Below are 15325 nucleotides of genomic sequence, written 5' to 3' on the forward strand. Positions count from 1 at the left end.
TGGGTTCGAATCCGCCTATCAGGGTGGCAATGCAACGGCCTTGGGATTTCGGTGCGAAGAATAGCAAGCTATTTCTAGCTTTAATCGATATTTTTATTTTGAGATGTTGAAAAATTCATTTTGAAACAGTGATTAATGATCGTTTGATTAGAATGAACTTTTTTATTTAAATGAGAATGTATCGAATCGAATATTATGAATTGGTATTTGTCATGCCTCGTCTTCGCATATCGTTGGTGTGGGGCTTTTTTGGCTCGGACATGATTGAATTGGAATTTGAAAATTCAGAGTTGTCCCGACTCAAAATGAGTAGCGGTACGTCACGCCATTGAAACCGGTGCGAGCGGGCTTGCGCGCTGGCGCGCGATGTGCACCCCGCCGATCGAATTCGATGGGCGCCGCTGCTCGCTTTCCGTCGGTTGTTGTCGCCAAGGCAACACGGTAGTGTTGTGTTGGCCGTTGACGTGCCGCCGGGCCGACAAGGAGCCTATGGCGAGGCGTGCCGGCATCGGCGAATTTCAAGCGGCGGGTGCGTTGCCGATCGTTCCGCCCTATAGTGCTCGTCGTTTATCGATCCGCAAGCATTCGGGAGTTCGTCGTGTTTCACCGGACATTCAAATTGGGTTGTTCGCGCTTCGCGTGCATCGTCGCCGTGACGACGATGCTGGCGCCCGTCGCGGCGCATGCGGAGGGGGCGGCCGGCGACGCCCCGACGCACGTCGCGTCGGCTGTCGATCACGACACGTCCCCGGCACGACCGATTGTCGGCGACGATCCGGTTGCCATCCGGGAGGCGCTGCAGAAGGTGCATGCCAGCACGCTCGCGCCTTCGTTGCGTGACCGGGTTCGCGGCGCCGTCGCCGGTGCCGCCGGCCGGCACGGCGCGAATCCCGACCTGGCGGCCGTCGGTCTGGACCGTGACGTGACCTTCGTGGTGCCGGTGCGGTACGGGCTGAGATACCGGTCGCGGCGGCAGTTGCTGACGCTGGATGTCGACCTGTTCGATGCGGAGCGCGACGGCCGGGACGGCATCCTGCTCAGCAAGGTGACGAAGGGGCCGCGCGGGCGCGGGCTCGTGATTGCTCCGGAGGCGAAGTCGAAAGGGTACGTCCAGCACGTCGACATCATCGAGCTCGACGCCGGACAAGGCAAAAAGACCACGGTTCGGAGCCGCATGCGGCTTTCGCCCGCCGAGTACGCGCAAACGCATGGCGACTTCGCACTGGTTTTTTCCGGACGCCTGGTTCGGCCTTACCTGACCGAACAAACCGAACATGCCGACCCGAGTATCGAGGAGCCGACGGACATTTCGACGCGGATCTCCACGGTGCACATGGATCTTCGTGACGTCTGGCTGGTGAGTCCGTCGAGTGGCGTCGTGGTGTCGAAGAAGCTGCGGTTGTCGAAGTAGGGGGTTTGGGCGGGCGGGTCGTGCAGGCGCGCGGAGAGGCCTTGGACGATATTTTTCCTGGTAAGTGAGCGGTAAGTCGACTGGTCCTACAGTAGCCCCGGTTTCGACCCTCGACACCAGGAAACGATTGTGAAAATTGCCTCTCGCCGCGCCCGCCCGTTATGGCTGATTGCCGCTTCATTCGCACTTTCATCTGCTTCCGCGTGGGCGGACGACGGCATGAGCCCGCCCGATCCCGATAACTCAGGGCTGACCATCCTCAACAACGCGACGAACGTCACGCATTGGGGATTGGGCGCGGGCGTCGGCATCGAGCCGTCGGCCTACAGGGGCGACGGCACCCGCGTATTGCCTTTTCCTCTGGTCTACTTCGACAACAAATGGGTGCAGGCCATCGGCACCACGGTCGATCTGAAAATCGGCAACTGGAGCGGCGTCAATGTCGCGCTGCGTGGCCAGTTTTCGCTGTTCGATGGATACAGCGGCTCGGATGCCCCGATCCTGAACGGCATGGAAAAGCGCAAGGGCGCGTTGTGGTATGGGCCCGCGCTGTCATGGAGCACCGGCTTCGGCATGTTGTCGGGTAGCTTCCTGCTCGGCGGAAACAAGGGCGAGCGCGCGAAAATCGGCTTCGAGAAGGCGTTCGCGTCAGGCGCGTTCTCGATCACGCCGCATGTCGGCGCGGAATGGCTGAGCAACAAATACGTCGACTACTATTACGGCGTGCGACCATCCGAGGCGCGTGCGTGGCGCGCCGCCTACAGCGCGGGTTCGGCCGTGAACGTATCGGCCGGCACCCGTGTCGACTATCGGTTGACGAAGCAGCAGACGATTTTCGTGGACGTCGGCGTGTCGCGTCTCGGCGACGGCATCACCGACAGTCCGCTCGTCGGCAGGCGGTTCATTCCGGAGGCCCGGATCGGCTACATGTATCGGTTCAAGTGAGTGCGAGCATGCCAAGAGTGGCGATAGTCGAGGATCACGAGCGCCTGGCCGGCCTGTTGTCTCAGGCCTTGGCCGCGGCAGGCATCGAATCCGATCGGTTCGGCAATGCACGGGAAGCCGCTTACGGTATCGACCGGGCCGATTACGCGCTGCTGATCGTCGACCGCGGGTTGCCCGACGGAGACGGCCTGACGTTCCTGCGGACGCTGCGTGCGGCGGGCCGCATGATGCCTTGCCTGATGCTGACGGCACGCGACGCGTTGCATGACCGCATCGACGGACTCGAAAGCGGCGCCGACGACTACGTGACCAAGCCGTTCGAAATGAGCGAGCTCGTCGCCCGCGTACGTACGCTGATGCGGCGCCCGGCGCTGCTCACGACGCTCGTCGCATCGTTCGCGGATGTGACCGTGGACCCGCCGCAGCGCGCGATGCGTTGTGGCGACCGGACGGTGCTGCTGGCGCCGGCCGAGCTGCAGGTCATGCTCTGCCTGATCGGAGCGGCGGGCCGGACCGTCCGGCATGCGGTACTCGAGCATGCCGCATGGGGATTCGCGGAGGCGGTCACGCCGAACGCGCTCGAGGTGACCGTGCACCGCTTGCGCAAGAAACTGACGGCGATCGGCGCCACGACGCGGCTCACCAATATCCGCGGCGCCGGCTTCGCGCTGCGGGACGCGTGACGATGCTTCGCCGCGTTTCGCCAGTTGCCGCTCCCTGGTAAAAAAGCCGCCATGTTCCGTCATTGGATCCTGCGCCTGTCGACACGTCTGTGGGCGACCAACGTCGCCGCGTTCGCCATCAGCCTGGCGCTGCTGTCCGCGCTATCCGTCTATTTTCTGGATCGATATCCCGAGTTCTTGGGAAGGCGGCAGCAGATGGAGAGCATCCGTCATATCGTGGCCGGGATGCGTTTCGATGCGGCCGGGCGCCCGGCATCCGTGCGATTGGGCGAGCATCCGGCGGTGATGTTCCGGCTCTTGCCGGCCGACGTGAAGTATCGCGTGCTCGATGCGACGGGGAAGGTGTTGCTGGCGTCGGTGCCTTCGAGCGAAGATCGACCGTGGCTGACGGAGGACCTTGCGACGGCGGCCGGCAAGGTGCTGCCCGCCACGATCGACGGCAAGGCGTACGCGGTCGCGACGCAGCGCGCGTTGAACGGGAGCGTCGTCTATTACGTGCAGGTGGCGCATAGCAGGCAACTCGTTGATGCGCTCGTCAGGACGCGGATCGATCCGATACCGAAGACCATCGCTTATGTGCTGGTCATCGCGACCGTCATTTTCGGACTGACGCTGCCGTTGACGATCGGTCATGTGCTGAAGCCGTTGCGGGAGGTATCGCGTGCCGCGCGGGAAATCGAGCCACGCAACCTGAAAACGCGGCTGTCGTCGGCCGGGATTCCCAGCGAGATCAAGCCGTTGATCGATGCATTCAACGACGCGCTGACCCGGCTCGAGAATGGTTTTGCGGTCCAGCAGCAGTTTCTTGCCGACGCCGCGCATGAGTTGCAGACACCACTCACGCTGGTCAGAGGGCAGATCGAGCTGCAGCCGGACATCAGCCAGAAGGCGCTTTTGCTTCGCGAGATCGATTTGATGGCTCGGCAGGTGAAGCAATTGCTGCATCTGGCCGAAGTCAGCGAAGCGCAGAACTTCAGTTTCGGCGACGTGAACGGCGTCGACGTCGCGCGGGACGTCGTGAGCCTGCTGGCCGGCAAGGCCGATGCGAAGCAGGTGACGCTTCATATCGAAGCGCGCGATTCCGCGTCGCCGATACGCGCGGACGGCGGGGCGCTTTTCATCCTGCTCAAGAACATTATCGAGAATGCGATCAATGCGTCGCCGTCGGGCGGTGTCGTCGTGCTGACTGTGCTCGAGACGGCGATTCATGTTGAAGATGAAGGGCCGGGTATTCGGCGGGAACATCTGCCGCTGCTTTTCGACCGATATTGGCGGGCGCCGGATTCGCGGTATGACGGTGCGGGCCTCGGGCTGGCAATCTGCAGGGAGATTGCCGAGGCCCATCGATGGAAACTGACGGTCGATGTGCTGATGACGGGGACGCGGTTCAGTGTTTGGTTTTAGTCGGGGCGGTGGTCGTGCCGTGGCCGGCTCCCGCGGTAAAGGGGGGATCGAACGCGCTATCCGGCCGAATTGCGGCTTTCCCGGGGGCTTGTTCGGCGTCGGGTTTTCGGTATAATGGAGCCACGTTCGGAATGTCGAACGTGAGAAATCAAGCATCCAGAGTCGGATCATCCGACGCCAACCTGCCCTCCCGGGCAAGGTGGACGCCCTTGGGGCGATGCGGCCGATTGACGGCAACGAAACGGGAGCAGCATGGCTGGCACCGGTTCGATAACCATTCATCCGGAGCAACCATGAGCCAAGTTTCCTCCGCTTCCCATCCGACAGTCTGTGAAGACTGGTCGCATTTTCTTCCCGGTTTCACGTTGACGCATACGGTTCATCTCGTTTCGAGACGGAATCCGGGTATTGTCTCGACCGCGGCGGCTGTGCTCGAAGGTGAAACGGCGACCGTCGATCGGTGGGCCATCACGCGCTGTGGTGACGTGCTCGAACAAAAAATCGTGCTCGGTGAGATGACGGAAGGGCAAGCGGTTCGGCTGCGTGAACGGCTTGCTGCGCTCGATGGCGTGCTCCGCACGAGGGTGGAGCATCATTTCGTTCGGGGTAGTTCGGCTGTCGCCGAAAGTGCGGCGAGGAGTAACCGTTAGGCGTGGCACGTGCGTCGCCGCCGTATCGGTTGAAAACGACAGGTTCTAACAGTTTTCCTTAAAGCTATGGCCAAGTGAGGGCTTCCTCGCTGAAATCGAGGATTCTCCGACTGATATAGGTCTTTTGCTATTGTGCGCTTCTACTTCGTCGTCCGGGCCCACGGCCGGCTGAATGCCCAAGCCAACGCAGAATGAGTACATCGAATCGTTCAACGGCAATTTTCGCGACGAATGCCTTAACGAGCACTGGTTCACGACGCTCCGGCTGTCATCGCGGCATGGCGTCAGGACTACAACAGTGCACCGAACTGCCTTGCGCCGTCAGAGTTTGCGGCGAAACATCGGGCAACCGCGGATGCTCCTGCCGCTTTCTAGAAGCCGGTTTAAAGGGACTTTGCTAGAAGCCAATCGACCCTATTGAAGCGGGCAGGTCAACATCTGTCGCAAACGCTAGGTGCCGGTGGTAGCATCGAGCGGCGATGCGGTATCGTCTAATCCTGCGGGAACAACAATTGCCGCCGGGGTATCTATGGAGGCGGCTTCGACAAGACTCGTCGGAAGTGTCTTGGAAGGTTTTACACCCATATCACGAAGTAGTTCCGCTTGGCGGATGACATTCCCCTTGCCCGTTGCGAACTTGCTGTGCGCCTGTTCATATGCCTTCTGCGCCTGTCTGATTTCCTTGCCCACTTGCTGTAAATCATCAACGAACCCGCAAAGCTTGTCGTACAGTTCGCCTCCTCTACGCGCGATATCCTGCGCATTCCGACTCTGTTGCTCCTGCCGCCAGAGGTGTGCGACGGTCCGGACCACAAACAGCAGCGTCGATGGGCTCACGACCAAGACATTCTTACGCCATGCGTCCATGAAGAGGTCGTTATCGTTTGCAACCGCGAGCATGAACGCCGGCTCAATCGGTATGAACGCCAGAACGAAATCGAGAGACCGACCATAGAGCGCCTGGTACTGTTTTTCCGAGAGCGACCTGATATGTCCACGAACTGACTCAACATGCTGCCGTAGCGCGGCTGCCCGTTCGCCGTCGGTCGCCGCAGAAGCGTATCGTTCGTACGCATTCAGCGACACTTTTGAGTCCACGACCAGTTTTTTATCGTCAGGCAGATTTATGACAACATCAGGTTGGGCACGAGTCCCGTCCTCACGTACCTGACTGTCTTGGACGAGGTATTCTTCCCCTTTTCGCAGGCCCGACGATTCGAGCACTCGCTCGAGAATCAGTTCGCCCCAGTTACCCTGAGTCTTCGCGGACCCCTTCAGGGCGTTCGTGAGGTTCTTAGCGTCCTCACTAAGCACCTGATTGAGGTCGACAAGTTGTTTCACTTGCGCTGCCAGTGCGGAGCGGTCCTTACCCTCCTGGATATAGACCTCTTCCACCTTACCTTGAAACTCCGACAATCTTGCTTTGAGAGGCTCGAGCAACGCTCCGATGTTCGTCTGGTTCTGCTCGGTAAAGCGTTTCGATTTTTCCTCGAGGATTTCGTTGGCTAACGTCTTGAATTGATTGCCGAGTGCCTCTTTCGCCTCTTGCAACAACGCAAGCTTTTCTTCGCTACTCTGACGTTCGGCGTCGGTCCGCGCCCGAAGCTCAGTCAATTCGTCGGAACGACGTACAGCGTCCTTTTCAAGCGATTGTTTTGCAACCTTTGTCTTGTCGAACTCTTCGCGCATCGACGCCGAAGCCGACCGTTCCGCATTGAGCTCTGCGGTCAACTTCCCTAATTGGTGTCCGCTCGACTCTCGCAACTCCGACAATTCGCGGACCTTCGCCGTCAACGATTCCGTCAGCTGAAGGACCTGTGTCTCGAGACCCGGAATTCGTGAGACCTGCTCCTCGAGCGCAGCCTTACGTTCGTTTGATGCCTGGGATTCGGCTGAAACTCGCGTTAACCTCTGTCGCATGTCCTCGATTTCGGTATCGAGCTCGACGTTCCGGTCTTTCAGCGAGTCTACAAGCTGTTGTTTTTGGGCTCCACTTGCCGTTGCGATACCCAGTTCCTCAGTGCGGGCGGCCAACCTTTCATTTAATGACTGTATTTCACGTTCTAACGTAGGCGTTCTAGAGGCTCTTTCTGATAGTCTCGCCTGCTCCTGACGGGACCCTTCCAGTTCCGCGCGCATATTACTCAGCCTGTGCTCAGCTTCGTCACGTTCCTTATTCGCAGACTTTGAATCTTCATCGGCGACCCGAAGTCGCTCTTCTAGCTGCACCAGTTGAATTTGTGACTCCGATTTGGCTGCTGTTATTGCATTCTGCAGCCGCAGCGCTTCGCGCCCCCGAAATATCACCCACGCAATCAGAACACCACACAAAAGGCTAATAACCGCAATGCAGAAGCCTACAGCCATGTCCATGGTGTTTCCTCTCCGTCTTACTTAGCGCAACGATTTTCTCACGAACTATCTCTGAGAGAAGCTACGCGACGCCACTTTAGCACCAGCTTCCGCTTCTAGCCGCCTTTTCTGTAACGGCCATGCAGGTCAGCAATTCGAGCATCGAACGCATCCGTCAGGCATGCCATGTCCGAACAGCTCCTCGTCACTTTGGCTAGCCAGTTTTCCTGCTCAATCCGCAAGCCAACGTCTTTACCCCCGATTCGTCCCTGCGCCTCTTCATATTCCATGACTTCACGGCTATACGCTGCCGCAAGTGTTCCACTCTTGCAAACGTTACCGCCGAAGAAGGTACCATCGTCGATGCAACTCACGCTACCCGTGCTGACCTGCGGCGATATGCCTTCGCTTTCGGCAGAAATATTGGATTTCTGAATGTCGGAGTCCGCCACCGTCTCCGGAGTGACAATGCGCTCGTTTGACCCCAGCGCCACACTACTATCGGTTTTTTGTTCCGCTGGCGTTGGGTCCAGCTGTACCACATTGCTGGATACAGGAGCTGTTTCGCTTACAACCGTCGGCGCCGAAGCGATGACATTAACGGCGCTTGAAGTATGTGCGCCTTGTCCGGAGGGCGACGACAGACTCGTAACCGCCGCACCGACAATACAAATCCCAATGCCATACAAAACGCGCTTCGCCGAACGGCCGAAATCGCGGTCATCAGGTTCGTTGTTTTTATATCCAGTCTTGAACCGGCGGTCGACCTTGCGTGTATCGAAGAAGCCGCCGATTCCGACCAGCGCGGTCAGTATCCCCAGCAAGACCAACCCGACCCCGAAATTCGCCATTTTTTAGCTCACGCAGGCAATTAGCCTCGCGTGCCATAAATAGTAAGTGAACTGTTCTACTTTTGAACTATTCCGCCGTGAGAAGTGCATGCGTCGCCCGGTGCCTTCATGGCTCGTCGATACCACCGTTGGGCCACCTGCAACGGGTAATGCGTCTGAGTGCCATGAACCAGCCTCTCACGGCTCCGTGCTTTCGAACTGCCCGCAACGCATATTCGGAGCAGGACGGCTCGTAGACGCATGCTTCGCGAAGTCGTACAGGTGCATAGCGTCTATAGACTCCGATAAGCTGCTCACTCGCGCTAATCAGGGCGTCGGAACGTGACAACATAGTAGGTCGCTGACTGAGCTTTACGGCCGAACAGAGCATCGAAGCAACCCGGCTGCACATTCACACCGATGCTGTCTACGCGATAGAACTCCCACCCATCACGAGCATGCTGGTTGACGACACCTTCCAGGTAGACTGCGGCCTCGTTACCTCGATGCTCGCGCGCTCGTACTGCGATGTTAGGTGGTACCTGCACCATCTTGTATTCGAATGTCATAGACTTCAGTCGTGTTGAAATCCAGTTTGACGACACTGACACTAAAAACTTTAGCCGTCTGCTAAATTATTTTTACGTCTTGAGCAGTCGTCAAAGTGACGACAAACGGTTCGCAGCGTAACCCTCAAAGCATTGGAAGCGTTCTTGGGAAATCAACGGGTACCTGCCGCATGCATTGGCGACAGTCTGCTCAAACGTTCGTTCTGATGCCGCGAGGTCAGGTGCGGCTGCAGGCCCTCCTGCCGCTTTCAAACGCTTTAGATAGGTCGTATGTTCCGCTGCTTGCGCAGTGTTCCGCTTGTATTCGCTGGAAGGGTTGAGCTTCGACAGTGACAACGCGATTTTCTGCGCGCCCGAGAGCGACTCGTCGTCGGTGCTAGCGCAATAAAGTAAAGTGGTCGGACGGTTAGCCGTGAGGACGAACGCATACACGCACGATTGCGCTACATTCGACGCCGACGACGACAAACCTGCGGCTGAGCCCCGAATCGCGATGCCGCCCGGGAACTGAATTGGCGTAAGGAGTCCAGCGTTAGTAAACCCTGCCTTGGTAACCGCGTTAGCCTCTCCCCCTAGCTGACGGGTTACGGCATCAGGCTGTAACGCGCGCAGAGATTGAAGGGCATTGTCGAACCATGAAACAGGGACGAAACGGCCTTGCTGCGTAACGACGCGAAGTTGCCACGACGGTGCCTTGTCGACGGTAGTAACTCCCTGACAGATACCAACTTCGTCGTCCGTTGACCCGGGCATCATGCATTGCGCATTTTCACCCGACGACGGAAGCGTCGCTTTGAAGCGGAGCGGCCCAAGGTTTAACGTCAGCAACTTCCATGCCACCGGTGTCTTTCGCTTGGTCTCGATATTTTGCGCCGCCGATGCGGCTGGTGCGCTTGCAGTATCGAGAGAAGGAGTTGCCGTGGACGGCACATTCCTGTTGGCCCCGGATATGAGCACGCCAGCAGCAACAGCCACCGCCAAACCGAAATATGCTGGTGCTTTACTTGCGGACATGATTCTTGGATTATTATCATCTCAAGATTAAATACTAACGCGCGGCTCTGAGCTTAGCCAGCACCGCTTAGCGAGAAGACCATGAGTGAAGCAAATTTCGCTACGCAAGTAGCGTTCGGCACGGATAACTTTGCCGAAAACCCCGAACAGCGATGCCCCTGCATCCTGGTTCTTGACCGTTCCGGGTCTATGGGCGGCCAACCCATTGAGCAACTCAACGCCGGTCTCGTCACCTTCAAGGACGAGCTTGCCGCAGACTCACTTGCAATGAAGCGGGTGGACACTGCGATTGTTTCATTCGGCCCGGCGACACTTGAGATGCCGTTTCATACCGCTCAAAATTTTTTCCCGCCTACGTTGACCGCGCAGGGTGATACGCCGATGGGTTCTGCCATCAACTTGGCGCTCGACACGCTTGAGGCCCGCAAGGCCGAATACAAGGCGAACGGTATCTCCTACTACCGGCCCTGGGTGTTCCTCATTACCGACGGCGGTCCTACGGATGCATGGCAGCAAGCCGCCGCTCGAGTGCGCGAAGGAGAAGCATCAAAGAAGTTCGCTTTTTTCGCGGTCGGAGTACAGGGCGCCAATATGGATACGTTGGCGCAGATATCGACCCGACAGCCGCTGTCGTTGCAGGGTCTCAAGTTTCGGGAGCTGTTCCAGTGGCTCTCTGCGTCGATGGCTGCGGTCTCTCGGTCCGCGCCCGGCACTGAAGTTCCGCTGGTGGCTCCGACTGGCTGGGCCTCGGTGTGAGCTGGAAGGTCATTGGAGCGTCCGTAGTCGGCAGTTCCCACGTTCACAACTCGGCACCCTGTCAGGACAGCTGCTTCTATCATGTCGCATCCGATAAGGCTGGAACGGAGGTCCTGGTTGCCCTAGTCTCTGACGGCGCCGGGAGTGCGCAGTTTGGTGAGGTTGGCTCCGAAATCGCCTGTGAGGCCGGAGGCAAAAGACTTCTCGAAATCGTTGAGACGCGTGGCGAAGCCGGACTGGAGTTGAGCGTGGCAATCGAGGTACTCGACGTCATCAGGACGCGGATAGAAGAGGCTGCACACGCCCGAGGCGTGACGCCGCGCGCTCTCGCCTGCACGCTGCTTGGAGCCGTCGTTGGACCGACGCGCGCGTTCTATTTCCAGGTGGGGGACGGCGCAATAGTGTCACGGGAAGGCGGAGCGCTTGCGCCGGTATTCTGGCCTGAGTCCGGTGAGTATGCCAACACGACTTATTTCGTTACGGACGCAAACGCGACCGAGCATCTCCGGTCTGACCTGCGCAACGCGCCAGACGAGCTATCGCTTTTTAGCGATGGAATTCAGCGACTTGCTTTGGTATTCGCGACTGAAACAGCCCATGAACCATTCTTCGAGCCGATGTTCAAGGCCTTACGGGGCTCCTCGGACGAGCAGACGGATTCACTGTGCGCAGCGCTTGAGCGCTTCCTGAGCAGCGACGCAATCAACGAACGAACTGATGACGACAAGACGCTGATTCTTGCGACGCGTCCGCTGGGGGTTGGCAGTGTCAGTAGCGTTTGACGAACTCGGCAACCAGCTTCAGCTCGGAAAAAAGCTTGGTGAAGGTGGTGAGGGCGCCGTATTCGATACGACGCACAACGGTGAAAACGTTGCTGCAAAAATATACTCGCACGCTCTGCCGCCCGAGCGACAGGCAAAACTGCGAGCAATGGCACAGGTTGGCGATACATATCTCAAGCAGATTGCCGCCTGGCCAATCAACGTCCTGCTTACCAAGCGCCCCGGGCCAGTAGCCGGCTTCACGATGCCCAAGTTCTCAGGCTACCATGCCGTGCATGAACTTTACGGCGTTGGAAGTCGCCGACAGACGTTCCCGAAAGCAGATTTCTCGTTTCTTGTAGGAACGGCTCGGAACATAGCCGCGGCGTTCGACGCTATCCACGCGCATGGGCACGCTATCGGTGACGTCAATGAAAACAACATCATTGTCAGTCATCAGGGAACGGTCAAGCTTCTTGATTGCGACTCGTTCCACGTTAATACGCCAACTATGAGTTTCCCGTGCACAGTGGGCGTCCCACACTACACGCCGCCAGAGTTGCAAGGTCTCGGCTCCTTCCATGGCGTTACACGGACAGCCAATCACGACAACTTCGGGCTCGCGGTCCTGATATTTCAGTTGCTGTTCATGGCCAGGCATCCGTTCTCTGGAATACCGAAGGTGTCGGGCGACCTACCGCTGGACCGGTCTATCAAGGAATTCCGCTTCGCGTATGGGGCCGATCGTCTCGCGCGATTGAACGACATGCCACCAAAGGCCTTGGGGCTGGACTATCTTCCTTCCGGCTTTGGAGACCTTTTCTGGCGTGCTTTTACTGAGACTGGAGTCAAGCACGGGCGCCCCAAGGCGAAAGAGTGGGTGGCAGCGCTTGATAGCCTGTTGCATTCGTTACGGTCATGCAGCGTCGAGCCGCGGCATAAGTATCCGGGGCAACTTCGCACCTGTATCTGGTGCGAGCGAGACAAGCAGGGAACGCCATATTTCACCCCCGCTTCAGCAACCGGGCCAACAATCAATTTTCAGGCTGCAAGTGCCAGCGTGGCTGCGCTCTGGTCTCAGATTCAGGGACTCAGTTCGTTGCCTGCGATGCCTGTGTTCGCCGCTCCTGCCCTAACGCTGGCCGGCCGTCCCGCTCCAGCATCCGCTGGTTCCTCTGTGACCAGGAACCGCCTGGCGTATGCAGGCATCTGCTTCGTTGCCTTCGTGCTTTCAATCGTAGCCCCGAAACTCTGGTGGCTTTGGCTGACTGCGGGTGGATTCGCCATTCACGGCATCAAACCTCGCTCGTCGGTCGAACTAAACACCCGCAAAAGCGCGTTAGCCGTTGCACAGCGAGGATACGACGCGGCTTTATCTGAATATGACCGGGCACGCGGGGACCGTCGGCTTGCTGACGCGTTCCGCAGCCTCGGGCAACTGAAAGCGCAACTGGATGACCTGCCGCAAGTTCTTGCGCGGGAAATGAAACAGTTGCAAGCGACTCTAGTGGCACGACAACTACACGACTTTCTCGACAGGCACCTTATCCGAGGTGCCAAGATTGCAGGTGTAGGGGAACAACGCAAACAGACGCTTGCATCTTTCGGCATTGAAACCGCTGCGGACATCTCTGTTTCGGCCATCGGTGCAATTCCCGGATTTGGCGCTGGTTTGACGAATAATCTGATGGCATGGCGGAGGTCCATCGAACAGAAATTTGTACCGTTTAATAACGTCACGCCGACTCCACAGGACGTGAGCTCCGTCAACGCAAAGATAGCGTCAATGCGCGCGAAGCTTGAACAGCAACTCCGAGACGGAGCCACGCACCTGCATTCCGTCAGGAACGAAGTTCTCGCTCGCCAGAACACCGTTAAGGGAACGCTCGAGGCTGCGTATCACAATCTGGCACAAGCCCAGGCTGACCTCGCTGTCATGCAGAGGTCCCCATGACAAAAACCTCCCGGTACCCGAAGGGGGCAGTCGTGAGGGCGTGCGTCATCATGTTCGTGACGTGCGTCACGGTCGCGGGGCATGGACAGGAGGCACCCAACCCGGTCGGTGAGTTTCTAAATGCGTTCCATGGCAAACCTGTTGGGCCCGTAACCCCTCCGTCAGTCAGCCCTCCCGCCGTTGGCGGATCACAGACGGCCGCGGTCAACGCAACTCCAGCGGCAACGACAGCGGCAACGACAGCGGCAGGGGCCGATGCGCCGGTGAACACGCCGTCCTGTCCTCCCGGCGTTGACCGCTTGGGATGCCCGAACTCGTCGGCCCAACGGATACGAAACGACTGCCCGGCTGGAATGACCACTGGGCCCGGAGGCTGCGTTCCAATGGCAATGCCGCCAAATGCTCACCGAGTATCTGATGACGGGCAGTGGCAATGTGACGACGGCTTTACGAGATTTGGCGCAGTCTGCATGGCAATCCAGTCGACGCCTTCGAACGCTCACTTAACGGGAACGGGAATGAACTGGGAGTGCAATACGGGATACCGACGGCTTGGAAACGCGTGCGTTGCTGTGAGCGTTCCGCCCAATGCGCACTTAGCCAACACGTGGAACGGCTGGGAATGTGATTCCGGATATCGGATGGTCGGCAACTGGTGCATCGCTCACTGAGAATCGGGGGAGCAAATGGGACTTAGTTACAGGAAGTCAATTTCCGCAGGACCATTCCGCTTTAACTTGTCTGGAAGCGGTATTGGTGTTTCGGTCGGGATGCCAGGCTTTCGCGTCGGCACTGGTCCTCGCGGCAATTACGTCTCGATATCAAAAGGTGGATTCACCTATCGCGCGACTCTGCCGTCTTCTGGAATACGGCTGCCCGCCTCCTCCCAACCGGCTTCCCGGACGCCCGAGGCAGACCCCATATATACTTCGCCCGCCACGGCCACAGTCGGTCCGATGATAAGCGTCACATCAGCAACAGCTGACCAACTGACTTCCTCATCCCTAGATTCACTAGTTGACGAAATCAACCAGAAGGCCGGAATGATGCCGCTTTGGCCATGGTGCGCGGCGCTCGCACTTGCAAGCGCCGCGTTCGCCATACTCTCGTCGGACGGCGGCCTGTTCGTTGCGTTCGCGAGCGGTGCTCTTGCCGCGGCTGTATGCGTGGCGTCGCTATGGGCTTACTACTGGGACGTGGCCCGCCGGTCAACGGTACTTTTCTATGACCTCGATGCGACATCGGAGCAGGCATTCTCGTCAGTGATTAGTGGGCTGACACAACTTGCTGCCTCAGCCGGTAAATGGAGAATCGATGCCACCGGCAGAGTTTTAGACGGCAAATACCACGCTGGTGCTTCCAGTGTCGTCCAGCGCAAATCTCTGCAGCTCGGCATCGGACCATTTTCCAAAGTCAAATGCAATCTCGATGTTCCGTACATCGTCGCCGGGGCGAATGTTCTTTACTTCTGCCCTGACCGTCTTTTCGTCGTTACGGGACACAAAGTCGCGGCCGTCCGTTACGATGACCTGAATCTGCGCAATGGCTCAACGCAATTCATCGAGGAGGAAAGTGTGCCCAGAGACGCGGTCGTAGTCGGGCGTACGTGGAGATACGTCAACAAGTCGGGCGGCCCTGACCGAAGATTCAAGGACAACCGGGAGTTGCCCGTCGTTCGCTACGACGAACTCTCGCTCACATCGGCAGCTGGCTTGAATGAACTCTTTCAGTTTTCGAAGTCCGGTGTCGCCGCTGCCTTTTGCCAGTCGACGAGACATCTTTTGACGCTACGACCCGCAGGTACTCCATAACAGAGCCCTTTATCGAGGGGTAGTTGTCATCAGGTTGGAGTAAATCCATTTGCGTCTTAATTTCTGGATTAGATATCCTATCCTTCAAATTGGCTCATGATTTCAGTATCATGACCTCGGCGCACTAAAAATATGACAGGCTCCTCTAGTTCTATTGGTTTCCTTAAACCCAGTTTGCGGTCGGC

Annotated in this window: 13 protein-coding genes, 1 pseudogene and 1 riboswitch; of the genes and pseudogenes, 10 read left to right on the forward strand and 4 right to left on the reverse strand. The window is 58.1% G+C overall.

The window, feature by feature from the left end; translation table 11 throughout:
* The first annotated feature begins 499 nt into the window (after window positions 1–499).
* From HWX76_RS23765 to HWX76_RS23790, 6 genes and pseudogenes are all read left to right on the forward strand, one after another.
* On the forward strand, window positions 500–1411 hold the full coding sequence (locus tag HWX76_RS23765) for a hypothetical protein (RefSeq protein WP_347880200.1): 912 nt from the start codon (window positions 500–502) through the stop codon (window positions 1409–1411).
* A 219-nt stretch (window positions 1412–1630) separates the two neighbouring features.
* Complete coding sequence (locus HWX76_RS23770; RefSeq protein WP_244138007.1) at window positions 1631–2356, forward strand: MipA/OmpV family protein; 726 nt, start codon at window positions 1631–1633, stop codon at window positions 2354–2356.
* 8 nt (window positions 2357–2364) lie between these two features.
* Window positions 2365–3039, forward strand: a complete 675-nt coding sequence (locus HWX76_RS23775; RefSeq protein ID WP_176016424.1) for a response regulator transcription factor — start codon at window positions 2365–2367, stop codon at window positions 3037–3039.
* Window positions 3040–3090: 51 nt separating this feature from the next.
* On the forward strand, window positions 3091–4443 hold the full coding sequence (locus HWX76_RS23780; RefSeq protein WP_176016425.1) for an ATP-binding protein: 1353 nt from the start codon (window positions 3091–3093) through the stop codon (window positions 4441–4443).
* A 147-nt stretch (window positions 4444–4590) separates the two neighbouring features.
* Window positions 4591–4694: riboswitch (SAM-I-IV-variant riboswitch) on the forward strand.
* A 42-nt stretch (window positions 4695–4736) separates the two neighbouring features.
* On the forward strand, window positions 4737–5093 hold the full coding sequence (locus tag HWX76_RS23785; RefSeq protein ID WP_176016426.1) for a hypothetical protein: 357 nt from the start codon (window positions 4737–4739) through the stop codon (window positions 5091–5093).
* A 178-nt stretch (window positions 5094–5271) separates the two neighbouring features.
* Window positions 5272–5468 (forward strand): annotated as a pseudogene (locus HWX76_RS23790) (transposase); the annotation flags it as partial.
* A 75-nt stretch (window positions 5469–5543) separates the two neighbouring features.
* On the opposite strand, the gene rmuC reads toward HWX76_RS23790, so the two are convergent.
* The 4 genes from rmuC to HWX76_RS23810 form a co-directional block, all read right to left on the reverse strand.
* Window positions 5544–7466, reverse strand: a complete 1923-nt coding sequence (rmuC, locus tag HWX76_RS23795; protein ID WP_124680780.1) for a DNA recombination protein RmuC — start codon at window positions 7464–7466, stop codon at window positions 5544–5546.
* A gap of 95 nt (window positions 7467–7561) precedes the next feature.
* Window positions 7562–8269, reverse strand: coding sequence for a hypothetical protein (locus tag HWX76_RS23800; protein WP_124680779.1), 708 nt, complete (start codon window positions 8267–8269; stop codon window positions 7562–7564).
* Window positions 8270–8402: 133 nt separating this feature from the next.
* Window positions 8403–8687 carry a membrane protein insertion efficiency factor YidD gene (gene yidD / locus HWX76_RS23805; protein ID WP_331000229.1) on the reverse strand — a complete coding sequence of 95 codons (285 nt, stop codon included), beginning with the start codon at window positions 8685–8687 and terminating at the stop codon, window positions 8403–8405.
* Between the two features lie 247 nt (window positions 8688–8934).
* A complete protein-coding gene (locus HWX76_RS23810) occupies window positions 8935–9858 on the reverse strand; it encodes a hypothetical protein (protein ID WP_176016428.1) in 924 nt (307 codons plus the stop codon).
* Window positions 9859–9939: 81 nt separating this feature from the next.
* Here HWX76_RS23810 and HWX76_RS23815 point away from each other — a divergent pair, with 81 nt between their 5' ends.
* The 4 genes from HWX76_RS23815 (at window position 9940) to HWX76_RS23830 (ending at window position 15140) form a co-directional block, all read left to right on the forward strand.
* Window positions 9940–10614 carry a VWA domain-containing protein gene (locus HWX76_RS23815; protein WP_124681188.1) on the forward strand — a complete coding sequence of 225 codons (675 nt, stop codon included), beginning with the start codon at window positions 9940–9942 and terminating at the stop codon, window positions 10612–10614.
* Window positions 10611–11396, forward strand: coding sequence for a PP2C family serine/threonine-protein phosphatase (locus HWX76_RS23820; RefSeq protein ID WP_124681187.1), 786 nt, complete (start codon window positions 10611–10613; stop codon window positions 11394–11396). The genes HWX76_RS23815 and HWX76_RS23820 overlap by 4 nt, the downstream gene beginning before the upstream one ends.
* On the forward strand, window positions 11380–13329 hold the full coding sequence (locus tag HWX76_RS23825; RefSeq protein ID WP_124681186.1) for a hypothetical protein: 1950 nt from the start codon (window positions 11380–11382) through the stop codon (window positions 13327–13329). Before HWX76_RS23820 ends, HWX76_RS23825 begins: the two co-directional genes overlap by 17 nt.
* A 1043-nt stretch (window positions 13330–14372) precedes the next feature.
* Window positions 14373–15140 (forward strand): hypothetical protein, encoded by a 768-nt coding sequence (locus tag HWX76_RS23830; RefSeq protein WP_244138008.1) that lies wholly within the window; start codon window positions 14373–14375, stop codon window positions 15138–15140.
* Window positions 15141–15325: the final 185 nt, after the last annotated feature.

It is taken from the genome of Burkholderia sp. BCC0398, assembly GCF_902833245.1.
GTDB classification, from domain to species: Bacteria; Pseudomonadota; Gammaproteobacteria; order Burkholderiales; family Burkholderiaceae; genus Burkholderia; species Burkholderia sola.

Excerpts from the sequence above, each read along its gene's own strand:
- HWX76_RS23770 (WP_244138007.1), top strand. The coding sequence starts at position 1,631 with ATGAGCCCGCCCGATCCCGATAACTCAGGGCTGACCATCCTCAACAAC.
- HWX76_RS23785 (WP_176016426.1), top strand. The coding sequence starts at position 4,737 with ATGAGCCAAGTTTCCTCCGCTTCCCATCCGACAGTCTGTGAAGACTGG.
- HWX76_RS23815 (WP_124681188.1), top strand. The coding sequence starts at position 9,940 with ATGAGTGAAGCAAATTTCGCTACGCAAGTAGCGTTCGGCACGGATAAC.
- rmuC (WP_124680780.1), bottom strand. The coding sequence starts at position 7,466 with ATGGACATGGCTGTAGGCTTCTGCATTGCGGTTATTAGCCTTTTGTGT.
- HWX76_RS23775 (WP_176016424.1), top strand. The coding sequence starts at position 2,365 with ATGCCAAGAGTGGCGATAGTCGAGGATCACGAGCGCCTGGCCGGCCTG.
- HWX76_RS23780 (WP_176016425.1), top strand. The coding sequence starts at position 3,091 with ATGTTCCGTCATTGGATCCTGCGCCTGTCGACACGTCTGTGGGCGACC.
- HWX76_RS23830 (WP_244138008.1), top strand. The coding sequence starts at position 14,373 with ATGATGCCGCTTTGGCCATGGTGCGCGGCGCTCGCACTTGCAAGCGCC.
- HWX76_RS23810 (WP_176016428.1), bottom strand. The coding sequence starts at position 9,858 with ATGTCCGCAAGTAAAGCACCAGCATATTTCGGTTTGGCGGTGGCTGTT.
- yidD (WP_331000229.1), bottom strand. The coding sequence starts at position 8,687 with ATGTGCAGCCGGGTTGCTTCGATGCTCTGTTCGGCCGTAAAGCTCAGT.